We start from the raw sequence: 26,773 nt of genomic DNA on the forward strand, positions 1-26,773 counted from the left end.
GAAGTACACTTGGTTGCTGAGTAACCAACTAATTTATAGCTGATTGGTTTGATAACCAATCCAATAAAAACATTATCAGGGATGTTTCCATGGCCGTTCCTACCTACGATAAATTTATTGAGCCAGTACTCCGCTATTTGGCAGGTAAACCTGATGGCGTACCGGCTCGCGATGCGCACGAAGCCGCTGCTGAAGCACTTAATCTTGATGATAATCAGCGGTCAGAAGCAATTGCCAGCGGTCAGTTAGTTTATAAAAATCGGGCTGGTTGGGCACATGACCGCCTGAAGCGAGCCGGGTTATCGCAAAGCTTATCCAGAGGCAAGTGGTGCTTAACGCCAGAAGGAGTTAATTGGGTACATGCCCATCCCCTGCCACTCACTGAAGAGGAAGTGAACTATCTGGCGCTTGATTTTATGAACGTGAAGCTTAAGCAGCAACCTGATGCTGTCGATCTTGATCCAAGACCAGCCATACTGAACCAGGAAGAGCTGGCAAAAAGCAGCCCGGACGATCGTCTTGATCAGGCGTTAAAAGAGCTGCGGGACGCAGTTGCTGATGAGCTGTTGGAAAATCTGTTACAAGTATCCCCGACACGTTTTGAGGTTATCGTTCTGGATGTTCTTCATCGTCTGGGATATGGCGGGCATCGGGATGACCTGCAACGCGTAGGCGGCACCGGTGATGGTGGTATCGACGGTATTATTTCGCTTGATAAGCTGGGGCTGGAAAAGGTTTACGTACAGGCTAAACGCTGGCAAAACACCGTTGGCCGTCCAGAACTGCAAGCGTTCTATGGTGCGCTGGCCGGACAAAAGGCGAAACGTGGTGTGTTTATCACCACTTCCGGTTTTACTTCTCAGGCGCGAGATTTTGCCCATTCCGTTGAAGGTATGGTTCTGGTTGATGGCGAACGCCTGGTTCATTTGATGATTGAAAACGAAGTCGGTGTTTCTTCACGCTTGGTTAAAGTGCCTAAGCTGGATATGGATTATTTTGAGTAATGAGTGAATCTGAGCCGGAGCGATGGCTCCGGCTATTGGTTTAGACGGCTTGTTTGAGTGCTTTCTGAATGGTTGACCCGGGTTTAATGCCTCCAGGTCAAGCTTTAACTGCCTGCATGTGTCGATGGAGGATTAATCCACCTAAGAGGAATTAAGTTCGTAGTAAATTGTCAATTGTCGCAGGCTTGATATCTCAAGGTTGATAACGGGCTTGCCAGCTCGAGCTTTTCTTTCGGAGATATCCGGGGTTAACAAAAATACATGAAAATACCTCACCTCTTTTGTTCCTAAAACCTCATCAACATCATTCCCCAATGAACAGAAGATACTCATCCATCATGTGTGTCAGCAGGGCATTCTCGTCCTGACGTTTGTTCAGCCAGACACCAAGCTCCCCCGGTGTTTTACGCTTCAGATTCTCCTGCCAGTCTTCCAGCGGCGCGCCTAGCATTAAATCGTACCAGCACAGCCAGACGAGTTTGTATCGGTATTCCGGTGAGCTGAATTGCTGAAACAGGCTAATCAGCTTGTTCGCCAGCGAGCGCTGCTTCAGGCGAATGCACTCGCTCAGTAAAATACCTTCCAGCATTGGATGTCGCAGCAGCAATATTGTTTCTGTTTCCAGGCTGATGTTCAAATCGGTAGCGATTGACATTCGGGGTGGAGAGGGCTGCTGGTAAATCAGGCGATACAGAGATTGCGGCACAACGGCATTCACCTGGCCGATGGTTGGGTAATACAGGCTGGCAATCATCAGGTGATGGCTGGCCTGAATGTTCGGGTGGCACATGCCATTAAGTATGGCAAGTCTGGTAATGCCGTTCAGCCAGCGCTGGTAATGGGTCAACAGGCTGTGATGACGTGTTTTTGTCTCTTGCATATTAAGAATCCTTGAAGATTTACCCACCTCTGGCACCGTGCCGGACACGAGCAACATGGTTCAGAAAGTAAAAAGGAGGTCATTGTGATACTCGGGATTGTTCGATACGGCGCTGGAGCCAGGCTTCCACTTCACTTTGCAGCCAGCGGGAGCGGCGACCAAATTTGATGGGGGGTGGAAATGTGCCGTCCTGAATCAGCTTGTAAAACCATTTGTCGGTTAATCCGGTCAATTTGGTGATAAACGCCATATCGACGAATTGATCTTTGAGCAGACTGGGTTCGCTGGTCATGGTGGTATTCTCCGGCTGGGTGATGGATACCGGAGTCGGTGGTTATCTGATGCTCCAGCCGACTCCGCCATACCAACTGGTCACGCTGTAAAAAAGATCTTCGGTGCAGGAAAATCTCCGTCAGCGCTGGCTGCAACCAAAAGCCCGGAGATGGTCCTCGTGGTGCTTGGTTGCGTTTTTTGCCATATACCTGAGCCGGAACATCAGGCTGGAATAGGCCCGCTCAGTCTCTTCGCTGTTTACATCGAGCCAGTAGCAGGGGTTCTCAGGAAAATGCACCAGTGAACGGGCCAGTGGGGTGTCCGCAACTTTCATTCCCAATGCCCGGTTCCAGGCCGCAATGATCATCGTTGCCAGATTGGTGTCATCTGACAGGTAGTGCCCCGGTGACTGGTAAGTATCTTTATTCAGTAACAGCACCACATGGTAATGGGGTTTGTTACCAAACCAGTCAAATTCACGGCACCAGATATAGCGCAAATCAGTTTGGTGTACCCGAATGCCTGACTGCATTTTTCGATACCTTTGTGCTTCGAGCTGAGACGCTAATGACGCCATAAAGCGGCTGATAACGTTATTGCGTATTGCCATGCCTGATATATCGTCCCTGTCAGGAATGTGTAAATCTATTCTCAGCGCCAGTGTGCGGGGGTGTGCCCTTAGCGCTTTGTGAAGGGTTTCCTCGATTCGGGCGACATAATGACGACATAGCGGCCCATAGGTTTCATCAACAATGATTTCTCTGTTCATCTCTCATCACTTCTTTGGGTTAAAGACATAGTGAGCGGAGATGATGTAAAAATATTATCAGGAGACTGTTCTGGTAAATGCGTGGGGTATTGTCTTAGGGTGTTATTCGAATACTGTTTTTGATATGAAGTGAAGAATGGCAGTATATATATTACCAATCCGACAATTATGATTACTCCCTTTTATCTCCCCGGTTCAATAAAAGCCTTATCAGATGCACCACGGTTAGCAGATAATCTGGAGATAATTTTTCGGATGGTTACTCTGAAGTTAAGGGTTGCACAGTGTTTTTATTTTTCCAGCTGTCATGATATTACGACGGTTGCCGGTTTTTGACTCCGTGCATTCGCCCCAAATCACTGCCCATATGGTGAAAACCGTCAATGACGGTTCATGTGGATAATCGGCTGACCGGCATACCTGACCACACCTCGCCACCATACTGGCACTTGCCCGTTCTCTCTGCTTACCGAGAAGCGATTTTCTCCGCATGAAGTCTTCCGTGCGCTTAATGCATAACGCCCGGCCACGGCCTCTTTGTGATGCTTCCCGTTGTTTATGGTCATCAAAATTTTATTCTTTCAATATTTTGTTTTTAATTTATTTTTAGTTAAGGTTAATAACCTATTCTTGTTGGTGGTGCCCACATGCGGCAGTGCGGAAAGCACCCTGGCTGCTTTCGGGTGAACGCCTTGAGTCGTGGGTGATAGGGAAAACGGTGGGAGAACGTTTTACGATGGAAAAGCACACTAAGATTTGTTCGTTCAGTATCAGGAAAACCACGCTGGAGGCATTGGATAAGTACGTCGCTGCCCGTGGTAAACGATCGCGATCCGAGCTTGTCAGTGAATTGCTTGATTTTGCCATTGACCAGAAAAAGCACCAGCATGATGAAGAGAACATTCCCGGTGATGGCATCATTCCCGAAAAAATAAGCATTAAATGGTATGAGTCTTTGTATTTTAACTCGCTACGGGATTATTTTTATTCCGGTGATTGCTGGTTTGAGATTCGTCTTCACGGTATTAGCGTATCTGAGGAGGGGGAGATCGAAGAATATGACAGCCTTGTTGATAAGCTTAACGAGTTTCATGAGGGGCTGATAAACGATCTCAATGTGAAACTGGGAAAAGATTCAGATCTGGCGAGAACATTTATTGGGGCTATTAAAAGTGATGATGTGAAAATCCTGGCGGTAAGGGTACGGGGGACGCAGGAATATATTCCAGGGGTGGGGCCAGTTCGCAACGTCGTTTATGCGGTCACGCTGGTCAATGTCAAAGAAAATACGCATTCAAAAGATCATTTTTATCTGGATTATCACGCTATTCAGGTATTGGATGTGAGGGAAATTGGCCGGGCACCACTGAGTACGTTGGTGAGGAAAAAGAATAAACAGTTAGCACCAGGCTATCTTTACTGGATGCCCATCACGATTTTTCAAAACAAGATGCTTGTTATGGGCGTGAGAAGACGCGCGTTATCTGACCAGGCCATTGCGCTCGTGAAAAGCGATGATGTGATAATGGTAACAAACCAGGCAATACGCGTAAAAAAGAACAGAAAATAATACCGGGCTTTAAAAGTGACGGTGAACCCAAAGCCCTGCTTTAAAATATTTTCAGATAGATATCATCTCCCCGAACCTTCCCCTTAACGGCAGCGCCTCACGGTGCTGCCGTTTGTGTTTACCGAGGATATGATATGAATCATCAGGATGGGCCTGCGCCGTTGCGTCAGGCGTTGTCGGGGTTGCCGGAGTGGGTGACAGCGCAAATCTGGCAGCATATCCGGCAGTTGACCCACTACGAGCCGGTTATCGGCATCATGGGTAAGACCGGTGCGGGCAAGAGCAGCCTGTGTAATGCGCTGTTTGCCGGTGAGGTGTCGCCGGTCAGTGATGTGTCGGCCTGCACCCGTGAGCCGTTGCGCTTTCGCCTTAACGTGGGTGAGCGTTGCATGACGCTGGTAGACCTGCCCGGTGTCGGTGAAAGTGAACGGCGTGATATTGAGTATGCCGCGATGTATCGCCAGCAACTTCCGCATCTCGATCTGGTGCTGTGGCTGATCAAGGCCGATGACCGGGCGCTGGCGGTGGACGAGCACTTTTACCATCAGGTGATTGGTGAAGCCTGGCGGCACAAGGTGCTGTTTGTGGTCAGTCAGGCGGACAAGATTGAACCCACTGAGGGCGGCGTGAAGGCGTTGTCTGCCATACAGAGGCAGAGCCTTGAGCGCAAAATCGCCCTGCTGCACACCCTGTTTTTGCCGGTGCACCCGGTCTGCGCGGTTTCGGTGCGGCTGCGCTGGGGGCTGTCGCGCATGGCGGCGCTGATGGTGGCAAGCCTGCCGCGCCAAGCCAGCAGCCCGCTGGTCACACAGCTACAGCCGCCCCTTCGTAGCGAACACGTCACTCAAAAAGCCCGCGATGATTTTGCCGATACGGTGGGCAGCACGCTCGATACCGTCAGCCGTCTGCCGCTGATACCGGCCACGGTGCGCACGCTTATCCAGACGCTGCGCGATACCGTGGTGTCCGTGGCCCGCGCTTTGTGGGCGGTGTTCTTCTGAGCCGTTAATTCTGCATTACCCATCCGTTTTCCGAGCCCGGTCGCCTGTGCGTCCGGGCTTTTTATTTTCAGCTATCTCAAGGAGTCTGCCATGACCCGTCTGGCCTCGTGCTTTGGCGCAGCAAACCTGATTCGCCGTGACCGTCCGTTAACCCGCGAAGAGCTGTTTCGCACCGTACCCAGTGTGTTCAGTGAGGAAAAGCATGAATCCCGCAGCGACCGATACACTTACATTCCGACGATTACCCTTCTGGATAATTTGCAACGTGAAGGCTTCCAGCCGTTCTTTGCCTGCCAGACCCGTGTGCGCGACGACAGCCGCCGCGAGCACACCAAACACATGCTGCGCCTGCGTCGGGAGGGGCAAATCGCCGGCCATCAGGTGCCGGAAATCATCCTGCTCAACAGCCATGACGGCTCCAGTTCGTACCAGATGCTGCCGGGGCTGTTCCGGCAGGTCTGCCAGAACGGGCTGATTTGCGGCGAAAGTTTTGGCGAGGTGCGGGTGCCCCATAAAGGCGATGTGGTGGGCCGGGTGATTGAAGGCGCTTATGAGGTGCTGGATACCTTTGAGCGCATCGAGGAAAAGCGTGACGCCATGCAGTCGCTGCTGTTACCGCCTCCGGCGCAATCCGCGCTGGCAAACGCCGCCCTGACGTACCGTTTTGGTGAGGCGCATCAGCCGGTGACGGCAGCGCAAATCCTGACGCCGCGCCGCTGGCAGGACGACCGGCAAGACCTGTGGACTACCTTTCAGCGTATTCAGGAGAACCTGATAAAGGGCGGGCTGCCCGGTCGCAATCCGCAGGGGAAACGGGCCCGCACCCGTGCTGTCAGCAGTATCGACAACGATGTGCGGCTCAACCGGGCGCTGTGGGTGCTGGCGGAATCGCTGCTGCAACATGCCGACTAAATCCTGTTTGTGTTTTCAGGGAGACCCCCGATGAATCAACCGGTTTTACCGACCCCGTTTACCGAACATGAGCAGCGCATCATCCGCCGGGCCCAGCGCCTGCTGGAGCGCCACCTGCGCCAGCCGGGTGAGCCGTTTACCGCCTCCTCCTATACCCGAATGTGGCTGCAACTGCATCTGGCCCCGCTGGAGCGGGAGGTGTTCATGGTGCTGTTTCTCGATAACCAGCATCGCCTGATAGACCGGGAAATCATGGCGCTGGGCAGCATCAACCATGTCGATATTCCCATCAGAGAAATCGTCAAAGCGGCCCTGCGCCACAACGCAGCGGCGGTGATCCTGGCGCACAACCACCCCTCCGGCCATGCCGAACCGAGCACGCCAGACCGGGCACTTACCGAGCGGCTGAAAAGCGCTCTTGAGCTGGTGGATATCCGCACGCTGGATCATCTGGTCATTGGCGGCAATCAGGTGGTGTCGTTCGCCGAACGCGGCTGGCTGTAATGCCTTTCGCTGTCATTCCATTAACCTGTCAGGAGGAAAATACCTTGTCATTATCGGATGCCCTGGAATGGGGACTTGAACACACTCTGAAACCTCGCTTTGGAGCCCGGCTGGTACAGGAAGGGTGTCACCTGCATTTTCTCGCCGACCGTGCCGGTGTGACCGGCACCTTCAGTGCAACCGTGGCCTGCCATCTGGAACACTGCTTCCCATTGATAGTGAAACAACTGGAGAAAAAGCTTGTGACCGGTGAGCTCGATCCCCGCCGACAGCAACGCGTCACGCTGCATGACGGCGTACTGACCTGCGAGGCCGATACACTGGGCAGTGCGGGCTACGTCTATATCACGATTTACCCGACCATGGCGGCCACACCGGCAACCGCATTCCCTTCACTTTAAGCGTTTATCTTAAGAGAGCCTATCCATGCAAACACCATCCCCATCCCCGGCGCGGGAGGCATCGTCATGCCTGTCACCTGTGAGTGTCTGGCAACAGTTATTAACTTACCTGCTGGACAAGCACTACGGGCTGACGCTCAACGACACGCCGTTTTGCGAGGAAGCCGAGATTCAGGCCCACCTCGACGCAGGAGTTTCGCTGCCGGACGCCGTGAACTTTCTGGTGGAGCGCTATGAACTGGTGCGTATCGATCGCAGCGGTTTTAGCTGGCAGGAGCAAAAACCGTTTCTGAACGCGGTCGATATTCTCCGCGCCAGACGGGCCACCGGCCTGCTCAAACCATAAAGACTGCGAGCCGCTTTCCAGTCACACAACGCCAAACCGATTAATCCTTCCCCCCGATGCATAATACGCCAGCCGTTACCAGCTGGCGTATTGGCTGTGATGTATGGACCACACACTATGCAAACTGAACCCGAGGTGTTAACCGACCACACCGAGCTGATTGGCTCGACCAACATTGCGCGTATCGTCACTGGACGTGATGCCGCGCTGCAACAGATAGAACAGCTCATTACCCGGTTACAGGCCATTTCAACGCTAACGGCGACTATCGGTGGCGGCACCGTTGAAGACTGGGCATTGAAGCCAGGGCGTCGCTACGATTGTTGGCTGACAGAAACGCCTGACAAGGCGATGCCAGCCATTATCCGCACACTGGACAGCCATATCTGGCGCGACCTGATGCTGAAATCCGGCATGTTGTCATTGATGGACGCACAAGCCCGCAGCCAGTGGCATAAGAATCTGGACGAGGGCGACCTGCCGACCATCAGCGAAGCCAATATTCTCAGCACGTTTGAACAACTTCACCAGAGTAAACGGGAGGTATTCGAACGCGGGGTGATTAACGTATTCAAAGAGTTATCGTGGGATTACAAAACCAACCATCCTTGCTACTTCGGTAAGAAAATCATCATCAGCAATCTGGTGACGTACCACCGTTGGGGCTTTGGCCTGAACTGGGGCTGGCGACGCGATCAACTGGCCGATCTGGAGCGGATGCTGTCCTTGCTGGATGGCAAACCCATTCCTGATAACCGGAGCGATGTGACTATCCGGCTGATGAACCATATCCGTGATAATCCTCATCAGCAAGAATACGAAGATACGTATTTTAGTGTGCGTTACTTTCAGAAAGGCACCGGGCATCTCATCTTTAAACGCCCTGACTTAATCGATCAGATGAACGACATTATTGCCAAACATTATCCGGGGATGTTGGCGGCGAGGTGAGCGTATGACGTAGCAGGGATGCTTGATGCTGTACTTGTCACTGGTAGTGGTACTAACAAAATTATGCTATTTTAATAAGTGTTATTAATTTTTATTAAAAGGTGATTTCCATGGGACAGCCCGCAAAACAGACTATTAGTGCTCAGATACCCGCCGAGCTTGCTGCTGCGGTTGAAAGCCTGGCTATTGAATTGGATAGGTCGAAAAGTTGGGTGATTAAAGAAGCATTGACCGCAATGATCGAAGAGAGAGAACGTCAGCATCAACGGATTTTGCAAGGCCTTGCTGATGTTGATGCTGGAAGGGTGGTAAACCATGCTGATGTTCTCGATTTTGCCAATAAACTGAAAAAGTCGTAATCAATGGAAATACTTTGGACACAAAAGGCACAGGATGACCTAGAGCGCATTTATCGGTTTGCCAGCCAGTACAGTCGGCAGCATGCTGACGATGTGTTAGATCGCCTGTTCATCGGAACAACAGAGCTTGTTGATCATCCAAGAATCGGTGTATCTCAGACAAGATATGAACCCCGTGAGGTGAGAAAAATTCTGTTTGATGATTACGAGGTTCACTATGAAATTCAGCACAACACTATTTATATCGTCGATTTGTGGCATACACGAGAAGATCGCTGAATTATCGTTATCTTCGATAAGTATATGAAGGAGAACATGACGATGAGAGATCGTATTCAGTCTAGGCTGAAGAGTTCCACGCGTTATGTCTTCACTCGTGATGACTTCAAGGATATTGGCAGCTATGCCCAAGTTGGCAAAGTATTACGTAATCTGGTCAGTGAAGGTGTATTACTGAAGGTGGGCTACGGGGTATACACCAAAGCTCGTCAAAATAGTATTACTGGCAACATCATGCCTTCCGCACCAGGGGGATCTTCAGCCGTGATTATTGAAACTTTAGAGTGTTTAAATGTCCCTTATCGTTTCGTTGGTGCAACGGCAGCGTATAACAGCGGGAAATCCACGCAGATTCCTGTGTCTCTGGAAATAGAAACCCCGCTGAGTTTTAAAAGAGTGCTTAGCGTAGGGAACAGTAAATTAAATGCATGATGCTCTGGTGCAATGATATTGTCAGGTGCCAATCTTCCCTTCTAAAACATCTGCGCGGCTTCGAGTCCCAAATTTAACAATTTCAAGCGTTGGTATCTGTGTTGGTATAATGTCTTTAGTCTTTATTTTAATTAATATTAAATCATGAGGTTACATGCAATGTGCGAGTCCGGCCTTCGCACTAACCTTCATATCAACCTTCCTTTAACCCGCTTTTTACGTTCAGCCAGTAGCCTCCAGGTTGCTCGGTGATGAGCTCCTCCCCCCAGTTTGCCGGAACATCGGCTAACCCCACCAAAAATCCCCCGCAGATAGCATGCAGTGGTTTGCGTTATGGACTAACTTCATTACCATTACGGCATTTTGTATTCGTAGCTTCCGGCGATGGGCCGGCGGGCGTCAGCCAGAGGAACCGTGTTGTCTCCTTCTCACACTTCCCAGACCTATTGGATGAACAAAAAACGGGCGGCGATCCTGTTTTCCTGCATGTTGCTGAGCGCATTTTTGGTGATCAGTTGGAGCAGTTATCAGGTGGCGCGCCATTCGCTGTTCGATGAGATTTCAGAAAGCTCGCTGCCGCTGACCAGCGACAATGTCTATTCCGAAATTCAGCGCGACCTGCTTAATCCCATTTTTATTTCATCGCTGATGGCGCACGACACCTTCGTGAAAGACTGGGTGCTGTCCAATGAAACGGATCCGCAGGCGATGACTCGCTATCTTCGGGAGATCGATCGGCGTTTTAATACGGTGGTTTCCTTTTTTGTTTCCAATAATACCCACCGCTATTACGACCCGGAGAAGATAAGCCATACGCTTTTAGAAACGTCTCCTGAAGATAAGTGGTTTTTTGATATCAGGGATGAAAAGGATGGCGACCCTTACGATATTGAGATCGGTGTCGATCCCGAAAATCGCACCCGGATGGATATTTTTATCAATTATAAGGTGTTCGATTATAGCGGTAACTTTATTGGGGTGACTGGCGTGGGCTTGCCGGTGCAGCGGGTTACCCAACTGATTGAAACCTACGAACAGCGTTATAACCGCACTATCTACCTTATTGATGAAGATGGCGATGTGATGTTGCACAGCAAGGCGTTTCATCGTGCGTCGAATATTCACCAACAGCCGGGGTTACAGTCGCTGGCAACTCAGGTGCTGACCTCGCCGGGCGGCAGCTATCGCTACTCGTTGGATGGCGAAAATATCTTTTTGAACACCCGCGTTATTCCGGAGTTCGGCTGGAAGCTGATGGTGGAGCAGAACAGCGGGCCGCATGACCGACAACTGTGGATCACGCTACTGAAAAATACCGGCATCAGTATTACGGCCAGCATCGCCATGTTGTTGCTGATCTGGCTGACTATCGGTGCATACCAACGGCGGCTTGAGCTGATGGCCACCACTGATAAACTGACTGGGCTGATGAACCGACAAGCGTTCGAATACATTTTTCGGACCTTGCGGATGAAACAATCGGCGCAGCAACGTACGTTCTCGATCATTCTGATCGACCTGGACTTTTTTAAGAAAATTAACGATCAGTACGGGCATCACATCGGTGATCGGGTGTTGGTGAAAACCGCCCGGTTGATCCAGCGGGCGATTCGTAAAACAGATTCCGCCTGCCGCTGGGGGGGCGAAGAGTTCGTGCTGCTGCTGGGCGATTGTTCGCTGCATCAGGCTCATCGTGTCGCCGAGAAGATTCGTCAGGCCGTTCACTTTGCGCTGGTGTCGCATCGCCATCAGGTGATTAACCTGACCATCAGTTGCGGTGTCGCGGAATCTAATCCCGGTGAAAGCATCGACCATCTGGTACAACGCGCCGACAAGGCGCTGTATCAGGCCAAGCGTCAGGGGCGTGATCAGGCGGTGATGGCCGAGTGAATAACCGGCTGAAAAATCAGGGCTGTAACGGTAATCAGAGCCAGGCGTGACAACACCTTAACGCCTGGCTCTATGTCCCAATAGCCCGCCGGGTCAACCGGTCAGGCTAGCCCGCCTGCTCATACTTTTCGTCCCACGATTTGAATCATGTTGAAATACGCCCCCGCTCCGGCTTCCATAATAGGAACCATCATTTCCTGAGCCAGCGTGCATGGCATAAAGTCATCCCAGGCCTGCTGGCATGAGTCCATTTCACGTAGCTGGAGAATTTCTATGCCGGGTTCTTTTTCCCAGAGCGTTCTCCACCAGTGGCAGGAATAGAAGTACCAGTCCGGTGTCCAGAACGGTTTGACGACCTCGGGCAGGTTCCCTTCCGAGTAGTTTTGTATAAATCCAGGAACCGCCACCGCAATCAGCCCGTTGGGTTTCACAAACGGCAGCATTTTCGCCAGCATACTGTCGTTACTGCCGAAGTATTGCCAGGCATCGACGCTGATGATCATGTCAAAGTATTCCTGCGCGAAGGGGATCTCCTTTGTGACGTCCAACAGCAGCGGAATGATGTGAGAATCAACCCCTTGACTGGCGAAGCGCCTGGCGTTTTCAGTCGGGGTTATCCATAAATCGGCGGCAAACACCGTGACATCGTACTTTTTCGCCAGCAGGATGGATGAAATGCCTTTCCCACAACCCAAATCAAGGATGCGCATGCCGGGGGTGATGGGGAGCTGTGCGGCCATTTCTTCCGTAATGCGCATGGCATTTGGCCCCATCATGGTGTCCAGAAGAAAAGCGCTGTCATAGCTATCGGTAAACGGAGTAGTTAATGGCGTCGTTATAGACATAATATTACCTGTACCTTAGCGGTTATCGGGTTGGGCGAACGTGTAAGGTGCGTTGTTCCCGACGGGATAAATGCAGACTGGCAACCTGTTATTCATCATAGGCAAAAACACGCCAACACCCGCAGGTGTCTGTGTCATGTTTTAGCACTGCGATAATCAGCCGAGCCTGCAATGGCCGGTAGGCTGATTATCGGATGATGACATTCTTCAGCATCAACGCCTCGGTCTGACTCGGTAGAGTGGGAAGGGGGTTACGCCTAAACGCTAACCTCTGCGGATGGTTAAAAAAGGCGTCCACAGCCCAAAAATGTGATTTCAGGTAAGGTTACCCGGTGCGGTGCTGTCGCTCACCCTGCCATATTGCGGCCCACAGGGGAGCGTTGCCATTATCGAATCAATGTAGAGAGGAAATTATGCGTACTGTCTCAGCCTGTCATGCGGCCTATCGGGATGACATCGCAGACCTGATAACCCGTCGTCCGGTGCCCGGCCCGGGCGTGCCGCAGGTGGATCCTTTTTTGTTTTTGAATCATCACGGTCCACAAGTGTATTCCCCCAATAATCAGGGGTTACCGTTCGGGCCACATCCTCACCGTGGGTTTGAAACCGTCACTTTTATTCTGGAAGGGTGCCTGGCGCACCGTGACAGCGGCGGGCATGAAAGCATTATCAACGCGGGTGGCGTGCAGTGGATGACGGCCGGTTCCGGGCTGGTTCACTCTGAACTGTCGCCGGATGACTTCAAACGTCAGGGCGGGGCGATGGAGATCCTGCAACTGTGGGTGAATTTGCCTGCTCGCCTGAAAATGACCTTACCCCGTTATATCGGGTTGCAACGGGACGACATTCCCCGTGTGCCGCTGGCATCAGGGCAGGGGGATATGCAGTTGATTTCCGGAGTGTATGCCGGGGTGACGGGCCCTATCCCCTCGCTGACGGGTGTGTTTATGTCGGTGGTGCAATTGAATGCGGGGGCGGAGGTCGCGTTACCTGCGCCACAGGGAAACAACGTGTTCTTATACGTGGTGCGCGGTGCGGTGAACATCGCCGGAACCCCGGTTTCACCGTGGAATTTGGTGGAAATGCATGATGATGGTGATGCCGTTGTCATCAACGCGACAGCAGAGGCTGTGCTGCTGTTTGGGTATGCGGAGCCGATAGAGGAACCTGTCGTCTCTTACGGGCCGTTCGTGATGAACACGCGTGAAGAGATCCAGCAAGCGATAGCGGATTACCACGCCGGGAAGTTTGATGGGGCCTGACCTGCATGTCCAGAGAACTGACGAAAAAGCAGCTTGCTGCGTTGAATGACCTCAATCGTGACACGTTACTGGATATTGTATTAACGCTGGCTCGTGAACATAAACCGGCGCGTGATACGCTGGTTTATGGCTGGTTGTCTGTATCGGATGATGTGCTGAAACGTCTTGAGAAAGCGTATGACCATGAGACAAACAGCAGGCATTTTTATGATTATTACGCAGCTGATGGCTTTTTTGCCTCTCTGAGGCAGGATATTGTCGTCCCTCTCAGCAGACTCGTTCCTGCCCATTTCTTGCGTGTCGAAGCGTTGGCTGCACGCATGATCCTTGATTTTGAAAGGCTTTCAGAACAGGTCGATACCTCCAGCGGGAGTTGGATGGATTACCTTTCCGCTTTGTTTGACGTGTGGATGGCGGCGTTGGCACAACAAAAAGAGGCGCCTCCAGCGATGGTTGCTGGGAAGATCTACGCACTCGTGCAGGAAGATCAGTGGTTTGAGTTTGAAAGGCTGGCTGACTGGCGTGGCGAGTTAGGTACGGAGACGTTGCGTGCCTTGCGCGAGTTGTTGCTGCAAGATGGACATGACGATAAAGCCTTTATCCTTAACCTGGCTATCCGGGATGTAGAGGGGGCCAGAATACTGTTCGAACGGGGCAACATCAGCAATGTGAACGCTGTCCTGCAACTATGTACATTGTTGATGGATGAGCTGCGTGCACCAGAAGCCATCACCATCCTTCAGGCCCTCAAGCGAAATACACGGGAGTGGATGCTGCCTAAAAAGGAGTGGGCTACCTTGTTGGTGAACGCGTTGCTGGAAGAAGGGCGGCAAGAAGAAGCGCGGCAGATAGCGGAAGACACATTTCGTCAGGTGCCGGATGCCAGCGTATGGCAGTTGTACCTGAAGTCAGGCGGCGATGCCGGGCAGGATTTTGAGCGTTATCTGTTAATGGCGATAGCGCGTGGAGTTGAACAGACGGTGCAGTTTCTGGCTGATACCGAACACTACGCCCTGATTAATGACCTTATTACTGGCAGGAGTCAATACGCGCTGGCTTTCCCGCAAGTATTCCAGAGTGCGTTTTCTTTTTGGCGCACCTTGTCGTCAACACTGCAAAAGCAGGGGCTCACTGCGGGGGCGGTGATATTGAGGCGTCGGCTGGCTGAGTCCGCTATCAGCACGGCGAGTAGCCGGTATTATGCGTCTGCCGCGTCGGACGCTAAACAGGCCATTGACTATGCCCGTGCGGCTGGCGAGGTTGGCTGGCAGGAAGAGACGCTTGGCTGGCTACAGACATTGCATGGTGAGCATTTTCGTAAATATGCCTTGTGGAAGGTGATGCAGGAAAAAATCCCCGGTTTGCAGGTGGCGAAACAAGGCATCACGCTGGCGGAATCATAATGTACTGATTGTCGCTGTGGGATATCAGAGTGAAGCCCCGTCTGGTGCTTCACTCATGTTTTCCTGCCAGAGCCGTTACACCGCGTAGAGCGGGATAGGTTCTTTTGCCTGCGGCAGCGCGTGGGCGTGGCGTTCCGCCTGTTCACAGATTTCCAGCAGTGCCGGGATCAGGTGCGCGGCGGCATTCAGGCTGGCACCCAACTGATAACGCTGTTCGGGGCTGATGTCAGCACCGTCTTGCAGCCGGTCGCCAAGTTCACTCAGCCCGTGGCACAACCCGGAAACGGATTCCGCCGCGATAGCACCAAGGTCACAAAGCTGCACTTCATCAAGCTGGTGGAGTGGCAGGCTGGCGATCAGCTCGCGGAAAAGGGTGATGCTACTGTCAGTGGGAGTGGTGTGGTTGTCCGTCATGATTAAGTCTTCCATTGCTAGATGTTTATGTCGCCACACCTTCAGGTTCCAAGCTAAAGATGTGGCCCAGACAGGGTTGGAACACCGGATCTAGCGACCGGCCAACCTTGCGGTTGCCCTGCCTGAGCCACGGATAAAGAGTGTGCACGCAGCCCCTGAAAAAACAAAGTGTTTTCCAGTTCCAGATATTCGGGGTTCCACGCCCGGCTGCGGATGTTGCCGCAGCACAAACACTCTATGTCAGCCGCTAACCGGGTGAAAGAGGCTGGATAGATTTACAGTAGAGTTGCGGCGCGTTTTGGAATCGCGCTCGCAAAACCTGCGGGTCATGCGATCGAAAGCGGTTGCTGGCCTTATGACAGAGGATGAAATGCAAAGTGAAGGTTCACGTAAAAAAATATTATTTATTTTATTTCATAGGAATTAACTTATGATGAATTTTTAATTAATCTTATTTTTCTCCGCAATTTATGTCGTGATTTTATCTTCCACTTACGTTGCTTTTTTGTTATTAGAGAGGGTGATAAACGGTTATTAATTCCCATCATTTTTAATGATGGAATGTCCTTATTTATACTCTTCTTTGAATGCGAAAAGGGAATGGTATGAGTCATCTTGATATGTTCGACAGAATCCGCTTGCAGAATGGCTTTTTAACCATAGGCCAGCTTGTGGCATTGTGTGAGAAAGGTAATGTAATTTATGACCCCTTCTCCGTTCTGATATCAAAGCATGCAGAGATTGGCACGGGTAATATCTTTTATTCGAATATCATTCTTTCTGCGTCAAGTGGGCATATTCTGAAGGTCGGTAACAATAATATTTTTTACAGTAATACCGTTATTGAGGCATCTGCGGGTTCAGTGTGCGTTGGTTCTGAAAACCAGTTTGGTGAAGGTGGGGTAACGATTAAGGCGAACCGAGCGGGGGCGATGATAGAAATTGGTAACGATGGCCGTTATTTGGGCGGTGCATCAATATTTGGTGCTTGTCGGCTTGAGTCCGGGAGCCAAATTCTCGGGCAGATCACCGTTGATAGTTGCCATCTCTTAACCGGGGGAAGTTGGCGTGAACCCAATCCAGATAACCGAGGCGGGCTCCTCAAAGGGTACGGAACGGCCAGAAATTTAACGGTAGGGAAGGGCAGAGTGATTAATGGCACAGGCGCTTTTGATGAATCGATGTTGGAATTACAGTCAACGTATCATCCCACTCAGAGTAAATAAATGTCGGTATTAATAGCCATACTATTCTCCTGAGCATATTGGGGGTTGCGACATAAACATCTCACTATCAGGCGCTACGCACTGGGGTGAATAACGGATATATGCTGTGATAATGGCGGAGTAAATAAGCGAGCCCCCACCTAACTCCCCATTCCCCACCCGTTTTTCCCTATTTGCCGCCGGGGGGATTTTCCCGTGCCGAATTATGGTGTGAAGACATCTATCTGTCGGGAGAACACCATGAAAGGCTACCATGTAAAAGAACAGCATCGCCGTAAATCCTGGGTGCGTGACACCAACACCGATGCGGAAGTGGCATCACTGACTTATCTGCCTGAATTGCTAAGCGCATTGGGGCTGGCGATGCCGGTACCGCCGTCGGTGATCACCCGTGATATTGAGGGGGAAACCTTCTTCGACATTCTCTACCGGTGTGATTTCAATGCCCGGCAAAACATCCATCAAATTGAGAAGATCTTTTCGGTTAAAGAGGCGTTTACGCCGGAGTGGGTGCCGGGTGCCGATCTGGCGTTGCCGGTGCTGGCGCAGGAAAACCACCTGGTGTCTGACAACCATTATCTGTTGTTGGGGTTGGATTTATTTTCCGCCGTCGAGCAGGGTGAGTTTCGCCTTTCGCCGCAAGGCTGGGGGGACAACCACCTGACCGGTAAGGATATGTCGGCAAGCGAGTTTCTGGAACTGAAACCCCGGCCTGCCTGCCTTTATGCGGGTGTGCTGCACGGTGATGCTGGCCAGCCGTTGTCGCCGCAGCAATTGCTGGGGTGGCTGGAACGCATGCGGCAGGTACACGGTCAGCCGTCCTCAACCATGGTGCTATTGGCCCCGGTGGCGGAAGTGTCGGGGTTTAGCGGCTGGTTCGGTTTGTATCAGCGTAAAGAGGTCACAGGAAAGGCCTTGCAGTGGCAAAGCCTGTCGATGCTGGCGCAAGACGCGCATTTCTGGGAGGCAATGAAGGAAACCGGGTTGGCGCACAATGTGTACGTCAGCAGTATGGGAGCCAATACCGCCTATCGGGGGCGCGAGTGACGTTAGTCGGTTGATTTTATCCGTCGCACGTATCGCATCCCACAGCTTCATCGGCATCTCTTGGTCAGGCTACCTGATCAAGAGGTTTTTATTATTAATGACAGTCGATCCTGTCTGGCCTGCTTAACCGGGCTTTTCTGTATCGCGATACCGGCTGCCAGAAATCTTATTTCATTATCACTCTGAGATAATTATCGGTTTTTTGATCGGAAAGGTGGTGAATGGTTTGATTTCTTCGAGCACAAACATGCTTTGCATCTCTTTAATGCCAGGCAGGCGTCGGATAACAGACATAGCGAATTCCGCATAGGAATCCAGATCACGTGAAACCACCTGCAACAAGAAATCGGAGTCACCCCCCATGCTGTAGCACGCGACGACCTCTTCCAGGTCAGTGACTTCCCGCTCGAATTTGCATGCCTGCGCTTCACTGTGGTTATCAATGGTGATACGAACAAACACCATGACACCAAGGCCAATCTTCCGTCGGTCCAGTATGGCGCGATAACCTTGAATCACATCATCTTCTTCCAGTTTGCGGACCTTACGCCAGCAGGGCGAGGACGACATACCTATTTTTTCCGCCAATGTCTGGTTAGTAATGCGGGCATCTTTTTGCAATAAAGTAAGAATCTTAATGTCCGTCAGACTGAGTTTCATTAGGGTGATTCTCTTTCTTTTTATGGCTTGATTGAGGGAAATCTTACCTTTATTGGTTAACCTTTCAACGATTATAGATAAAACATTTCCTTTTTAATGATTCATAATGTTTCCTGAAATTAATAAAGGATGCGGTTAGTGATTAAGGGAGCGGTAAAGCGAAATATGATCCTGCATATTGTTTTGTTCACATTTAAAAAGCCTTACAACTGGTCATCGCCAGTGGCATTGGAAGCAGAAGAAATTACACGAAACCATCCGCTTCATATCAGTGAAATTCGTGGTTGGGTATGTGGAAGAAATGTTGCCGACAGAGCGGTGGCTGCCGATTTCGTTGTGTTAGGCATGTTCGATAGCCAGCAGGATGTTGCTGCTTATCTTGTCCATGATAATCATCAGGTTGGGGTGGAAAAGTGGAAGGCTATCGCTGAATGGAATGTCGTGGATATCGATTTAAATAGTGATTTATCGCATGCCTATGGCCTGCTACAGTCGCTGGGAATAAAATAATGGAAAAGCGTTGCCCTGAGGGAACGGGGGATTAATCATGGAGTTGATGTGGCTTTGCATAATAGCATGATTATTATAGATAAAGGCCCATATATGGGTCTTTCGATAAGTGCGGCCAGCGTCATTGATATCAGTTTGGGTAATTAATTACTCTGCTAATGGGTAATCCTCCGCTCTTTCAGTAATATATAATTCATTTGTTAACGATAGCTAATCTACTGATAATGTTTGTGCACTATAACGCTATCGTTTTAATTTAATATTTACAATTGCCTCACCTATTCATTTCATACTGGTCAAGGGAAATGACATGTATGCTATTTTTAAACCAGGGCTGATGAAAAAGGCTCAACAAATATATAAAGAACATTTTCGTTTTGAACGAGGTGGGCTCACGTTATCTACTTTTCGCGAGAATAAGAATATATCGTTAATATTAATGCTGGATTGTGTTATTAATTATCCTGTATTTTGTAAAAAACACTTAACAGTGTTAGCTATTAATGATGTCTTGTGCGGTCTGGGGCATCGCGTAGTAAAAATGTGGCCGCGTTCATCAGTAGTTGGCATGAAACGGGCTATGGCACTGATAGAAGCGCTACATATTATGGCGCTGGTTTATATGTCAGTTGTCGTCCTCTGTATTGCCCGTCATATGAAGAAGGCAAATATTTCTCCTGCGGATACCCCTGTCCAACAGATTATTACACTTGGGGAACTGACTACACCGGCGTTAATGAGAAGTATTCGCGAGGTGTGGAATGCCAAAGTGTATAACTACAAGTATGTCTCTCAGGAATCATCTATTCTGGCAGTCAGTGCTCATGAAAGAGCACTTTCTGCTGTACCGTGCAATAATTTCTATGACGTTATCGATCCTTATACTGGTGTATCGGTTGATACCATTGGTGAACAGATTACGCGGGAACTTGTGATCACTCTAACGAAAGAATATCTCGCTCTGGATGTGGGTAAGCGAAATATTTTTCCATCAGAGTGGTTGGCTGCGGATGAATGCTTTCTTTCTGGCGCAGAGGTTGAAATCGCGTCTGTACCGCAGATCGAACATCCGTTATTAAAAAGCCACGATGAGAGTAGCATGAGTCTGGCAATATACGAGCTATATATGAAAGCAGTGCGAGGTCAGCGTAATGAATATGCTGATTAGTTAATCCCTGTTAATTCATATTAGCTTATTCACTATCTAAGGAGAGATAAAGTGATGAATATGTATTTCATGGATATGGGCCTGCATCAGGTAATTAATTTACCCGTTTTTACTCTTGGACCATCAGGGACAAGTAGTGAGTCAGCATCGCGTTATTTTGGTCACTGGATGGCGTCGAAATATGAGGGGAGTACGCATCCGGTCTACCTGAACAATACTTATGAAGAGGCTAGAGAAAAATTAAACCAAAACAACGGGTTATTGGTTGTGGCAAATGCATATCCTCAGATTAATGATTTCTATATGGACCCCCGATTGTCGTTAACGGGGGCCTTTGTGTTTGATACACCGCTTTATGGACTGGCGATTAAGGAAACACTACCCAATCGCCCGTTGATTGTCGCTTCTCACCCTGCGCCTGTCCCACTTATTCAGGAGCTCTTGCCAGACGGTCTAAATGTGGATCGTGTCGTTACGATGTCATCCACCAGCGCGGCAGCCCAGGCGGTAGCCAACCATGATGTTGATGTCGCATTGACGACGGAAGTGGCTGTTAATCTGCATTGCCTGCAGTTTATTTCTCGCACGCGTCCGATTCATATGCTCTGGTCGGTATTCAGTCCCTCACACTGACTGATTGATAAGGATATATGATGATATATCTGGCACTTCAGACTATTGAGGCAGCACCTGAGACGCGCAAAGCATTGCTGCAACGCTCGGGCGATAATTTCGGTTGGATTCGAAATCTGGCTGAATTCCCGGCGTTGCTGTCTGTTTATCGGTATGAACGTTTCTGGTGCTGTTCTTTGAACGAGCAGGAGCGGGCCATCGTGTAGAGCATTGTGGGAATCAATAATCGGTGCGTTTATACGGTGCAGTCGCTGGATTGCATTGCATAACGGTGTGCCCGAGAAACTGAGTCTGATGGAGGCCAGACAGCGGTGCATGATTGACGGCGGCGTTAATACAGAAAGCGGCACAACTGAAACGCCATAAAAATCATGTAGCAGCCGATCAGCGAGTCGATGATGCGCCAGGTGATTGGCCTGGCGAAATAACGCGAGCAGGCAGCAGCCGTGTAGCCGATGGTATAAAACCAGAGCAATGAGGCGCTGACTGTCCCGGCCAGATAAAACGGTTTCAGGTTGGGAGCGATCCCGGAAGAAATACCGCCGATAATCACCACCGTATCCAGATAGACATGCGGGTTTAGCAGGCTGACCGCCAGACTGGCGCTGATCACCGTGCGTCGGCGCAGGCCATCCGTCGGTGTGGTGATCGTCAGTTGGCTGTTGCCGCGCCAGGCGCTTTTCAGCGCGTTATAGCCATACCACAGCAGAAACAGCACCCCGGCCAGCGTCAGCGTGGTGATCGCCGGTTTACTGTCGTTAATGATTTTCCCCAGACCCAGCACGCCGAGCGTCATCAATACCAGGTCGCATAAAAAGCACACCGTACTGACCCAAAACACATGCTCCCGACGCATCCCCTGACGTAAAACAAAGGAGTTTTGCGCGCCGATCGCGACGATCAAACCGGCACCGGTCATAAAACCGGTAATAAAAATAGGTAACGGCATGGTTTCTCTTTCATCACAGATAAATCAAATAATAACAATAGGTTGGGCAGCATTGCCGCCCAGTCCTGTACTCTAGGGGGATAATGGATAACTTTCGGCGATAAGGCCAATGAATAGATTTAATCTGTAATTAGTCAGGCTAATACATTACATCTGTTCGTGTTTCCCGAAGAGATGTTTGCGGTGATGACGAATGTGCTCGAGGTTAGGGCGCTGGTGTGGGTCTTTTGGCAAGTGTAATTGCTTGCCTTCGTATTGTTCGAACTGGTTTTGTACTATCTCGCTGCTCAGTATTTTGAGGCGCGGCGAGAGCAATAACTCCAGGTTGTCGTTAAACCCGATCAACCCTTGGTCAAAGGCTTTGTCGTGCAGCGCAGACAAGCACAGCCCGTTGCTGGGGTCTAAGCGGTGCTCGGCGATATCTTTCCACGGCCGGATGTGGCTGGCGATCAATAAAATCGGTTCTTCCAGCCCGGTAATGCAGCAGCGTTCGTCGTAGGCTTTCAACACCCGTTTGCGAAACTGTTGCTGACCCACGCGCACGGTGGTGATGGCCATACGTTCGTGTCCGTAGTAGTCGGGCGGTGCTGTGTCGTGGGCGTGCTGCGAGGTGTCATCCGGCGCGGTTAACGCCGTGATAGCCTGTTGGCATTGCTGCTCGAAGGCTTGTGGGTCACGCTCCAGTTCTTGCCACAGTTCCCTGTCGGCTTTGGATACTTGGCTTAGCCCAGCTCGGCCTGATTTAATCACTACAGGATCAAGGCTAGCGAAGTTCCCCAACTTCATAACCAATGCTGCGGGAGTTCTACCGATTTGGGCCGCATAATACTTAATCAAATGGTTATTGGCGTCTTGTTTACCCGACGGCAATACGTCGTATAGCGTAAACGCGATCAATAATTCGTCTCGTGTCCAGAGTCTTCTTTCGGCCATATCAGCACTTGCTAGTAAGTTAACGCATCACGTTAGTTGATGCGTTAACTATGCCAGGTGGCGATAGAAAAATCATGGGGTTCATCAGCAGCATGGAGCACGATTTGCCGAGTGCTTCAATTGCGCCTGCCAGCCAAACCCAGTAGGGTAACAGGTACAAAAAACGTGCGGCGGATAGCCTGCCGTGCCTGCCACGCTTTTCATCTTCGGGTATTACTTTGAACGCTGTTGTCACTTCTCAGGGTGCGGGATCCGTTACTGACGGATTACCGATGCCGGCGCGTCTCGGCGCCATCTTCGCGATTGCATGCGGTATTTCCATGGCGGTGCTGGATGGCGCGATCGTCAACGTAGCTTTGCCGACTATCGCGGGCGATTTCAACACCAGTCCGGCTTCTTCTATCTGGATCGTTAACGCGTATCAACTGGCTGTCACCATGACGCTGCTGTCGCTGTCGTCGCTGGGCGATATCGTCGGTTACCGTCGGGTGTATCTGGTGGGGTTGGTGCTGTTTACGCTGATGTCGTTTGTCTGCGCGATGTCCGATTCGCTGGCGACGCTGACGCTGGCGCGCATTCTGCAAGGGCTGGCGGCAGCCGCGTTGATGAGCGTCAACACGGCGTTGATCCGGCTTATCTACCCCAGAGATCGACTGGGGCGGGGTATGGCTATCAACTCGCTGGTGGTGGCGGTATCCACCGCTGCCGGGCCGACCATCGCTGCCGGGATTCTGGGCGTGGCGTCGTGGCAGTGGCTGTTTGCCATTAATGTGCCATTCGGCGTGGTGGCCATGATACTGGGCTGGCGTTTCCTGCCGCGTAACGATGGCATGAGAACGCAGCGCTTCGATACCCCAAGCGCGGTACTGAATGCGCTGACCTTCGGGCTGTTTTTCGTGGCGTTGGGGGGCTTTGCCCACCAACAGAATAGCTGGCTGGTGCTGGGCGAATTGTTGCTGACCTTGCTGGTCGGCGGCTATTTTTTCCGTCGCCAGCTGCGCCAGCCTTATCCGCTGCTGCCGGTGGATCTGCTGCGTATTCCGGTGTTTGCGTTGTCGATGGGCACGTCGGTCAGTTCGTTCTGCGCCCAGATGCTGGCGATGGTATCGCTGCCGTTCTATTTCCAGAGTGCATTGGGGATGAATGAAATCGAGACCGGTTTGCTGCTGACACCCTGGCCGTTGGCGATCATGGCGGTGGCACCGCTGGCGGGGCGCTTGATTGAGCGTTTTAACGCTGGGGTTTTGTGTACCATCGGGCTGGCGCTGTTCGCGCTGGGGCTGTTTTCTCTGGCCTGGTTACCGGCGAAGCCTGGCTATCTGGAGATCTGCCTGTGCATGATGTTGTGCGGCATTGGGTTTGGGCTGTTCCAGTCGCCGAATAATCACACCATCATCAGCGCGGCACCTCGTCATCGCAGCGGTGGAGCCAGCGGCATGCTGGGCACAGCCCGACTGGTGGGGCAGACCACCGGTGCGGCGCTGGTGGCTCTGATGTTTAACCTGTTCGGCGGGCTAGGGACCCATGCGGCGTTGATGACGGCCGGTACCTTTGCGACGCTGGCCGCCATTGTCAGCGGGCAGCGGATTTCGCGCCTGAAAACGGACTAGTCAGCTTGTTGCCCGATGGTGGGCAGGCGCTGAAACGACGGCAACGCGCAGAGGCGTTGCGTAAGCTGATGCGCCTGCTGCGCGCTCACCAGATTGGTGAAGCCAAGCAGTAATCCTTCCTCGCGGCCTGGCTGTTGCCGCCATTGGCTCAGTGCCTGAATGGATAACCCGGCGCTGACCGCTTCTGCCGCGATATCCGCATCGTGTGCGCTGCCCGGCGGCAGGCGGGCCAGCAGGTGCATGCCGCCCGCACTGGCGTGAAGCTGCAATCGGTGGTCGGCAAGCGTGGTGAGTGCGTCTTGCAGATAACGGCGACGCTCGGCGTAGAGTGTGCGCATTTTTCTGATGTGTCGGGCGAAATACCCGCGCTCCATAAAATCGGCGGCGGTGGCCTGAGGCAGGATAAACCCGTTACTGTGCAGGAGAGCGGCCGTTTGCCGAAAGACCCTAAGCTGTGCCTGTGGTACCACCAGATAAGCCAGCCTGAGGCCGGGGAAAAACACCTTACTGAAGGTGCCGGTGTAAATAACCCGTTCGTCGCTATCCAGACTTTTGAGCGCCGGTAATGGCCGACCGTGATAGCGGAATTCACTGTCGTAATCATCTTCGATAATCCACGCCTCCCGGCGGGCCGCCCACGCCAGCAACGCCAGACGCCGCGGCAACGAGAGCGCGACGCCAAGCGGGCTTTGGTGGGTTGGCGTGACAACGGCGAAGCGGGCGAGCCCTGCGTATCGTTCGCCTGCCACCACATCGATCCCCTCTTCATCCACCGATACCGGAGCCAGTTGCATACCCGCATGCAGCAGAAAGCGCCGCGCCAGCGGGTAGCCGGGGTCTTCATACCAACCCAGATCACCGGGTGTGAACAGCGATCGACAGATCAAATCCAGCGAGCAGTGATACCCGGCGGTGATAAAAACCTGATGCTCTGAGCAGGCGATACCACGAGAGACGCCGAGATAGGCGGCAATCGCACGGCGTAACGGCAGGTATCCCTGTGGGTCAGGGTAGGCCAGCGCCTCACCGGACAGCGTTCGCAGGCATTGTCCCGTCAGTCGGTTCCAGGTTTTGCGTGGAAAGGCATCCAGCGCTGGTAAGCCCAACTGGAACGGCAGAATCGCCGGGGGCTGCGGTTCGGGTTGCTGGCGGGACGGCGACGGGGCGACGGGGGGATGACCCGGCGTCAGGTTGGTCAGCCCGGGGGAAACGATCGTCCCTGCCGGACCCCGCGGCAACAGGTAACCTTCGCTGGTGAGTCTCTGATAGGCCGTTTCCACCGTGCCGCGTGCCAGATTCAGCTCGCTGGCGAGGCTGCGTACCGAGGGAACACGCTCGCCGGGGCGCAATTGCCCAGAGGCGATGGCATCGCGGATCCGCTGGTAAAGCTGTTGATGAAGTGGCGTGGACGGTGCTGACGAAAACGGTCTGGTCAGAAAATCCATCGGCTATGTCCTTATCAAAATGACATTTCTTGCCCCTATTGAGTAGGCCATTGTCGGCCTACAGTAGCCCGCATTGCAACCCTCTTTATGGCGTAAGGATTGAAATGATGGCTGATATTCATCTGGCATGGGCCACGAGTCAGGCGGGCCAACAGGCGTGTTTTAGTCTGATGCAGGCCTTGCGACCGCATTTAACCGACAGCGAGCAATTTGTTCGTCAGGTGCAACGGCAGGCACAGCATGGCTACCAGTTGCTGGTCGCCTGGCAGGCTGATGTTGCGCTTGGGCTGGCTGGGTACCGGGTGCAGGAAAATCTGGTGTATGGGCGTTTTCTATACGTTGATGACCTGGTATGCCGGGACGAGGTGCGTGGGCAGGGCATTGGCGATCGGCTGATGCAGGCGATGTATCAGGAAGCGGCACGCGAGCAGTGTGCCCAACTGGTGCTGGATTCTGCGCTATCCAATGCGCTAGCCCACCGTTTCTATTTTCGTCAGGGGCTGTTGGCGCGAGCCCTACGTTTTAACGCGCCGATCCACAGTGGAGAAACACGATGAGTACATTACGTTTGCCGTATGCCACGCTGTCGCCGGAAGCCTACCAGGGGCTGCTGACGACCAAAAAAGCGCTGGAGAAAAGCACGCTCGGCCTTGAGCTGATCGAACTGGTTTATTTACGCATTTCGCAAATCAACGGCTGTGCTTTTTGTTTAAACATGCACGCAGGATGGTTGCGTCGTGCAGGCGTCAGCAATGAAAAAGTGGATAGTCTGGCAGGGTGGCGGGTGTGTTCGTTGTACAGCCCGCGTGAGCAGGCCGCGCTGGCGTGGACGGAATCACTGGTCGACGTGGCGCAGACCCATGCTCCAGATGCGGATTTCGCACCGCTGCGCGAGCACTTCACCGAGGCGGAGATCGCCGATCTGTGCTTTGCCATCGCCCTGATGAGCGCGTTCAATCGGCTGGCTATCGGAGCACGCCAGTAGCCAGCTGATACCCACCGGGCTTGGCGCGTGCATCCCGGTGGCAAGCGTCTGGTGGTCTGTGAAAGCGATTCCCGTGACCTGATGCTGCCATTGTCAGTGGGCAGCGGATTTC

General features: G+C 52.0%; 32 protein-coding genes. 23 read left to right on the forward strand and 9 right to left on the reverse strand.

Features of this window, described 5'->3' with window-relative positions; genetic code table 11:
* Positions 1–89 precede the first annotated feature (89 nt).
* Complete coding sequence (locus DD586_RS02065; protein ID WP_012883150.1) at positions 90–1,004, forward strand: restriction endonuclease; 915 nt, start codon at positions 90–92, stop codon at positions 1,002–1,004.
* A gap of 304 nt (positions 1,005–1,308) precedes the next feature.
* Here the strand turns inward: DD586_RS02065 and DD586_RS02070 are convergent, their stop codons facing one another.
* The 3 genes from DD586_RS02070 to DD586_RS02080 all read right to left on the reverse strand — a co-directional run bounded on the left by DD586_RS02070 (position 1,309) and on the right by DD586_RS02080 (position 2,926).
* A complete protein-coding gene (locus DD586_RS02070; protein WP_012883151.1) occupies positions 1,309–1,884 on the reverse strand; it encodes a hypothetical protein in 576 nt (191 codons plus the stop codon).
* A 79-nt stretch (positions 1,885–1,963) separates the two neighbouring features.
* Positions 1,964–2,176, reverse strand: a complete 213-nt coding sequence (locus tag DD586_RS02075) for a helix-turn-helix transcriptional regulator (protein ID WP_012883152.1) — start codon at positions 2,174–2,176, stop codon at positions 1,964–1,966.
* A 120-nt stretch (positions 2,177–2,296) separates the two neighbouring features.
* Positions 2,297–2,926, reverse strand: a complete 630-nt coding sequence (locus DD586_RS02080) for an inovirus Gp2 family protein (protein ID WP_012883153.1) — start codon at positions 2,924–2,926, stop codon at positions 2,297–2,299.
* A gap of 736 nt (positions 2,927–3,662) precedes the next feature.
* Between DD586_RS02080 and DD586_RS02085 the strand changes: the two genes are divergently transcribed.
* The 11 genes from DD586_RS02085 to DD586_RS02135 all read left to right on the forward strand — a co-directional run bounded on the left by DD586_RS02085 (position 3,663) and on the right by DD586_RS02135 (position 11,571).
* The gene (locus DD586_RS02085; protein ID WP_012883154.1) at positions 3,663–4,496 is read left to right on the forward strand and encodes a CopG family ribbon-helix-helix protein; all 834 of its coding nucleotides are present in this window, start codon (positions 3,663–3,665) and stop codon (positions 4,494–4,496) included.
* Positions 4,497–4,630: 134 nt separating this feature from the next.
* A complete protein-coding gene (locus tag DD586_RS02090) occupies positions 4,631–5,497 on the forward strand; it encodes a GTPase family protein (protein WP_012883155.1) in 867 nt (288 codons plus the stop codon).
* 90 nt (positions 5,498–5,587) lie between these two features.
* Positions 5,588–6,409: a DUF932 domain-containing protein gene (locus DD586_RS02095; RefSeq protein WP_012883156.1), complete on the forward strand. Its 822-nt coding sequence runs from the start codon at positions 5,588–5,590 to the stop codon at positions 6,407–6,409.
* A 30-nt stretch (positions 6,410–6,439) separates the two neighbouring features.
* Complete coding sequence (radC, locus tag DD586_RS02100) at positions 6,440–6,913, forward strand: RadC family protein (protein WP_012768688.1); 474 nt, start codon at positions 6,440–6,442, stop codon at positions 6,911–6,913.
* On the forward strand, positions 6,913–7,314 hold the full coding sequence (locus DD586_RS02105) for a type IV toxin-antitoxin system YeeU family antitoxin (protein ID WP_012883157.1): 402 nt from the start codon (positions 6,913–6,915) through the stop codon (positions 7,312–7,314). Before radC ends, DD586_RS02105 begins: the two co-directional genes overlap by 1 nt.
* A 25-nt stretch (positions 7,315–7,339) precedes the next feature.
* On the forward strand, positions 7,340–7,660 hold the full coding sequence (locus DD586_RS02110; RefSeq protein ID WP_012883158.1) for a TA system toxin CbtA family protein: 321 nt from the start codon (positions 7,340–7,342) through the stop codon (positions 7,658–7,660).
* 117 nt (positions 7,661–7,777) lie between these two features.
* Positions 7,778–8,611, forward strand: coding sequence for a DUF4942 domain-containing protein (locus tag DD586_RS02115; RefSeq protein WP_012883159.1), 834 nt, complete (start codon positions 7,778–7,780; stop codon positions 8,609–8,611).
* Positions 8,612–8,721: 110 nt separating this feature from the next.
* Entirely contained in the window at positions 8,722–8,970 is a 249-nt protein-coding gene (locus tag DD586_RS02120; RefSeq protein WP_012883160.1) for a CopG family ribbon-helix-helix protein, read from the forward strand.
* Positions 8,971–8,973: 3 nt separating this feature from the next.
* Positions 8,974–9,249 carry a type II toxin-antitoxin system RelE/ParE family toxin gene (locus DD586_RS02125; protein WP_012883161.1) on the forward strand — a complete coding sequence of 92 codons (276 nt, stop codon included), beginning with the start codon at positions 8,974–8,976 and terminating at the stop codon, positions 9,247–9,249.
* Between the two features lie 36 nt (positions 9,250–9,285).
* Positions 9,286–9,681, forward strand: a complete 396-nt coding sequence (locus DD586_RS02130; RefSeq protein ID WP_035339559.1) for a DUF6088 family protein — start codon at positions 9,286–9,288, stop codon at positions 9,679–9,681.
* A 450-nt stretch (positions 9,682–10,131) separates the two neighbouring features.
* The gene (locus tag DD586_RS02135; RefSeq protein WP_041164247.1) at positions 10,132–11,571 is read left to right on the forward strand and encodes a sensor domain-containing diguanylate cyclase; all 1,440 of its coding nucleotides are present in this window, start codon (positions 10,132–10,134) and stop codon (positions 11,569–11,571) included.
* 119 nt (positions 11,572–11,690) lie between these two features.
* On the opposite strand, the gene DD586_RS02140 is transcribed toward DD586_RS02135, so the two are convergent.
* Positions 11,691–12,416: an SAM-dependent methyltransferase gene (locus DD586_RS02140; RefSeq protein ID WP_012883164.1), complete on the reverse strand. Its 726-nt coding sequence runs from the start codon at positions 12,414–12,416 to the stop codon at positions 11,691–11,693.
* A 413-nt stretch (positions 12,417–12,829) separates the two neighbouring features.
* Between DD586_RS02140 and DD586_RS02145 the strand changes: the two genes are divergently transcribed.
* Together DD586_RS02145 and DD586_RS02150 are read left to right on the forward strand one after the other, a co-directional pair.
* On the forward strand, positions 12,830–13,678 hold the full coding sequence (locus DD586_RS02145) for a pirin family protein (RefSeq protein WP_012883165.1): 849 nt from the start codon (positions 12,830–12,832) through the stop codon (positions 13,676–13,678).
* 5 nt (positions 13,679–13,683) lie between these two features.
* Positions 13,684–15,081, forward strand: coding sequence for a DUF6880 family protein (locus DD586_RS02150; RefSeq protein WP_012883166.1), 1,398 nt, complete (start codon positions 13,684–13,686; stop codon positions 15,079–15,081).
* A gap of 75 nt (positions 15,082–15,156) precedes the next feature.
* Here DD586_RS02150 and DD586_RS02155 read toward each other — a convergent pair whose 3' ends face one another.
* Positions 15,157–15,495 carry a hypothetical protein gene (locus DD586_RS02155; RefSeq protein WP_012883167.1) on the reverse strand — a complete coding sequence of 113 codons (339 nt, stop codon included), beginning with the start codon at positions 15,493–15,495 and terminating at the stop codon, positions 15,157–15,159.
* Positions 15,496–16,100: 605 nt separating this feature from the next.
* On the opposite strand from DD586_RS02155, the gene DD586_RS02160 reads away from it, so the two are divergent.
* Positions 16,101–16,721: a hypothetical protein gene (locus tag DD586_RS02160; protein WP_012883168.1), complete on the forward strand. Its 621-nt coding sequence runs from the start codon at positions 16,101–16,103 to the stop codon at positions 16,719–16,721.
* Positions 16,722–16,961: 240 nt separating this feature from the next.
* The gene (locus DD586_RS02165; protein ID WP_012883169.1) at positions 16,962–17,768 is read left to right on the forward strand and encodes a hypothetical protein; all 807 of its coding nucleotides are present in this window, start codon (positions 16,962–16,964) and stop codon (positions 17,766–17,768) included.
* Positions 17,769–17,945: 177 nt separating this feature from the next.
* Here the strand turns inward: DD586_RS02165 and DD586_RS02170 are convergent, their stop codons facing one another.
* The gene (locus tag DD586_RS02170; RefSeq protein ID WP_012883170.1) at positions 17,946–18,428 is read right to left on the reverse strand and encodes an Lrp/AsnC family transcriptional regulator; all 483 of its coding nucleotides are present in this window, start codon (positions 18,426–18,428) and stop codon (positions 17,946–17,948) included.
* 138 nt (positions 18,429–18,566) lie between these two features.
* On the opposite strand from DD586_RS02170, the gene DD586_RS02175 reads away from it, so the two are divergent.
* From DD586_RS02175 to DD586_RS02190, 4 genes are all read left to right on the forward strand, one after another.
* Positions 18,567–18,938 (forward strand): Dabb family protein, encoded by a 372-nt coding sequence (locus DD586_RS02175; protein WP_012883171.1) that lies wholly within the window; start codon positions 18,567–18,569, stop codon positions 18,936–18,938.
* 310 nt (positions 18,939–19,248) lie between these two features.
* Positions 19,249–20,106, forward strand: a complete 858-nt coding sequence (locus DD586_RS02180) for a hypothetical protein (RefSeq protein ID WP_012883172.1) — start codon at positions 19,249–19,251, stop codon at positions 20,104–20,106.
* Positions 20,107–20,160: 54 nt separating this feature from the next.
* Positions 20,161–20,739 carry a type 2 periplasmic-binding domain-containing protein gene (locus tag DD586_RS02185; protein ID WP_012883173.1) on the forward strand — a complete coding sequence of 193 codons (579 nt, stop codon included), beginning with the start codon at positions 20,161–20,163 and terminating at the stop codon, positions 20,737–20,739.
* Positions 20,740–20,756: 17 nt separating this feature from the next.
* Positions 20,757–20,945, forward strand: a complete 189-nt coding sequence (locus DD586_RS02190; protein WP_228669737.1) for a hypothetical protein — start codon at positions 20,757–20,759, stop codon at positions 20,943–20,945.
* 125 nt (positions 20,946–21,070) lie between these two features.
* On the opposite strand, the gene DD586_RS02195 is transcribed toward DD586_RS02190, so the two are convergent.
* Positions 21,071–21,688 carry a LysE/ArgO family amino acid transporter gene (locus tag DD586_RS02195; protein ID WP_012883175.1) on the reverse strand — a complete coding sequence of 206 codons (618 nt, stop codon included), beginning with the start codon at positions 21,686–21,688 and terminating at the stop codon, positions 21,071–21,073.
* Positions 21,689–21,835: 147 nt separating this feature from the next.
* Complete coding sequence (locus DD586_RS02200; protein WP_012883176.1) at positions 21,836–22,621, reverse strand: HNH endonuclease; 786 nt, start codon at positions 22,619–22,621, stop codon at positions 21,836–21,838.
* A 218-nt stretch (positions 22,622–22,839) separates the two neighbouring features.
* On the opposite strand from DD586_RS02200, the gene DD586_RS02205 reads away from it, so the two are divergent.
* The gene (locus DD586_RS02205; protein ID WP_012883177.1) at positions 22,840–24,231 is read left to right on the forward strand and encodes an MFS transporter; all 1,392 of its coding nucleotides are present in this window, start codon (positions 22,840–22,842) and stop codon (positions 24,229–24,231) included.
* Here DD586_RS02205 and pdxR read toward each other — a convergent pair.
* Positions 24,228–25,676 carry a MocR-like pyridoxine biosynthesis transcription factor PdxR gene (pdxR, locus tag DD586_RS02210; protein ID WP_012883178.1) on the reverse strand — a complete coding sequence of 483 codons (1,449 nt, stop codon included), beginning with the start codon at positions 25,674–25,676 and terminating at the stop codon, positions 24,228–24,230. The two genes, DD586_RS02205 and pdxR, sit on opposite strands and share 4 nt — an antisense overlap.
* A gap of 107 nt (positions 25,677–25,783) precedes the next feature.
* On the opposite strand from pdxR, the gene DD586_RS02215 reads away from it, so the two are divergent.
* Both DD586_RS02215 and DD586_RS02220 read left to right on the forward strand, forming a co-directional pair.
* The gene (locus DD586_RS02215; RefSeq protein WP_041164251.1) at positions 25,784–26,233 is read left to right on the forward strand and encodes a GNAT family N-acetyltransferase; all 450 of its coding nucleotides are present in this window, start codon (positions 25,784–25,786) and stop codon (positions 26,231–26,233) included.
* Entirely contained in the window at positions 26,230–26,661 is a 432-nt protein-coding gene (locus DD586_RS02220) for a carboxymuconolactone decarboxylase family protein (protein ID WP_012883180.1), read from the forward strand. Before DD586_RS02215 ends, DD586_RS02220 begins: the two co-directional genes overlap by 4 nt.
* Positions 26,662–26,773: the final 112 nt, after the last annotated feature.

This window comes from Dickeya parazeae Ech586 (assembly GCF_000025065.1).
In the GTDB taxonomy this organism is placed as follows: Bacteria; Pseudomonadota; Gammaproteobacteria; order Enterobacterales; family Enterobacteriaceae; genus Dickeya; species Dickeya zeae.

What these genes read in the sequence shown, in the direction of transcription:
- pdxR (WP_012883178.1), bottom strand. Translation starts at nt 25,676, where the DNA reads ATGGATTTTCTGACCAGACCGTTTTCGTCAGCACCGTCCACGCCACTT.
- DD586_RS02095 (WP_012883156.1), top strand. Translation starts at nt 5,588, where the DNA reads ATGACCCGTCTGGCCTCGTGCTTTGGCGCAGCAAACCTGATTCGCCGT.
- DD586_RS02215 (WP_041164251.1), top strand. Translation starts at nt 25,784, where the DNA reads ATGGCTGATATTCATCTGGCATGGGCCACGAGTCAGGCGGGCCAACAG.
- DD586_RS02200 (WP_012883176.1), bottom strand. Translation starts at nt 22,621, where the DNA reads ATGGCCGAAAGAAGACTCTGGACACGAGACGAATTATTGATCGCGTTT.
- DD586_RS02065 (WP_012883150.1), top strand. Translation starts at nt 90, where the DNA reads ATGGCCGTTCCTACCTACGATAAATTTATTGAGCCAGTACTCCGCTAT.
- DD586_RS02185 (WP_012883173.1), top strand. Translation starts at nt 20,161, where the DNA reads ATGAATATGTATTTCATGGATATGGGCCTGCATCAGGTAATTAATTTA.
- DD586_RS02110 (WP_012883158.1), top strand. Translation starts at nt 7,340, where the DNA reads ATGCAAACACCATCCCCATCCCCGGCGCGGGAGGCATCGTCATGCCTG.
- DD586_RS02115 (WP_012883159.1), top strand. Translation starts at nt 7,778, where the DNA reads ATGCAAACTGAACCCGAGGTGTTAACCGACCACACCGAGCTGATTGGC.
- DD586_RS02145 (WP_012883165.1), top strand. Translation starts at nt 12,830, where the DNA reads ATGCGTACTGTCTCAGCCTGTCATGCGGCCTATCGGGATGACATCGCA.
- DD586_RS02135 (WP_041164247.1), top strand. Translation starts at nt 10,132, where the DNA reads ATGAACAAAAAACGGGCGGCGATCCTGTTTTCCTGCATGTTGCTGAGC.
- DD586_RS02180 (WP_012883172.1), top strand. Translation starts at nt 19,249, where the DNA reads ATGTATGCTATTTTTAAACCAGGGCTGATGAAAAAGGCTCAACAAATA.
- DD586_RS02160 (WP_012883168.1), top strand. Translation starts at nt 16,101, where the DNA reads ATGAGTCATCTTGATATGTTCGACAGAATCCGCTTGCAGAATGGCTTT.
- DD586_RS02220 (WP_012883180.1), top strand. Translation starts at nt 26,230, where the DNA reads ATGAGTACATTACGTTTGCCGTATGCCACGCTGTCGCCGGAAGCCTAC.
- DD586_RS02085 (WP_012883154.1), top strand. Translation starts at nt 3,663, where the DNA reads ATGGAAAAGCACACTAAGATTTGTTCGTTCAGTATCAGGAAAACCACG.
- DD586_RS02155 (WP_012883167.1), bottom strand. Translation starts at nt 15,495, where the DNA reads ATGACGGACAACCACACCACTCCCACTGACAGTAGCATCACCCTTTTC.
- DD586_RS02140 (WP_012883164.1), bottom strand. Translation starts at nt 12,416, where the DNA reads ATGTCTATAACGACGCCATTAACTACTCCGTTTACCGATAGCTATGAC.
- DD586_RS02150 (WP_012883166.1), top strand. Translation starts at nt 13,684, where the DNA reads ATGTCCAGAGAACTGACGAAAAAGCAGCTTGCTGCGTTGAATGACCTC.
- DD586_RS02195 (WP_012883175.1), bottom strand. Translation starts at nt 21,688, where the DNA reads ATGCCGTTACCTATTTTTATTACCGGTTTTATGACCGGTGCCGGTTTG.
- DD586_RS02090 (WP_012883155.1), top strand. Translation starts at nt 4,631, where the DNA reads ATGAATCATCAGGATGGGCCTGCGCCGTTGCGTCAGGCGTTGTCGGGG.
- DD586_RS02130 (WP_035339559.1), top strand. Translation starts at nt 9,286, where the DNA reads ATGACGATGAGAGATCGTATTCAGTCTAGGCTGAAGAGTTCCACGCGT.
- DD586_RS02190 (WP_228669737.1), top strand. Translation starts at nt 20,757, where the DNA reads ATGATGATATATCTGGCACTTCAGACTATTGAGGCAGCACCTGAGACG.
- DD586_RS02070 (WP_012883151.1), bottom strand. Translation starts at nt 1,884, where the DNA reads ATGCAAGAGACAAAAACACGTCATCACAGCCTGTTGACCCATTACCAG.
- DD586_RS02120 (WP_012883160.1), top strand. Translation starts at nt 8,722, where the DNA reads ATGGGACAGCCCGCAAAACAGACTATTAGTGCTCAGATACCCGCCGAG.
- DD586_RS02075 (WP_012883152.1), bottom strand. Translation starts at nt 2,176, where the DNA reads ATGACCAGCGAACCCAGTCTGCTCAAAGATCAATTCGTCGATATGGCG.
- DD586_RS02105 (WP_012883157.1), top strand. Translation starts at nt 6,913, where the DNA reads ATGCCTTTCGCTGTCATTCCATTAACCTGTCAGGAGGAAAATACCTTG.
- DD586_RS02080 (WP_012883153.1), bottom strand. Translation starts at nt 2,926, where the DNA reads ATGAACAGAGAAATCATTGTTGATGAAACCTATGGGCCGCTATGTCGT.
- DD586_RS02165 (WP_012883169.1), top strand. Translation starts at nt 16,962, where the DNA reads ATGAAAGGCTACCATGTAAAAGAACAGCATCGCCGTAAATCCTGGGTG.
- DD586_RS02125 (WP_012883161.1), top strand. Translation starts at nt 8,974, where the DNA reads ATGGAAATACTTTGGACACAAAAGGCACAGGATGACCTAGAGCGCATT.
- radC (WP_012768688.1), top strand. Translation starts at nt 6,440, where the DNA reads ATGAATCAACCGGTTTTACCGACCCCGTTTACCGAACATGAGCAGCGC.
- DD586_RS02170 (WP_012883170.1), bottom strand. Translation starts at nt 18,428, where the DNA reads ATGAAACTCAGTCTGACGGACATTAAGATTCTTACTTTATTGCAAAAA.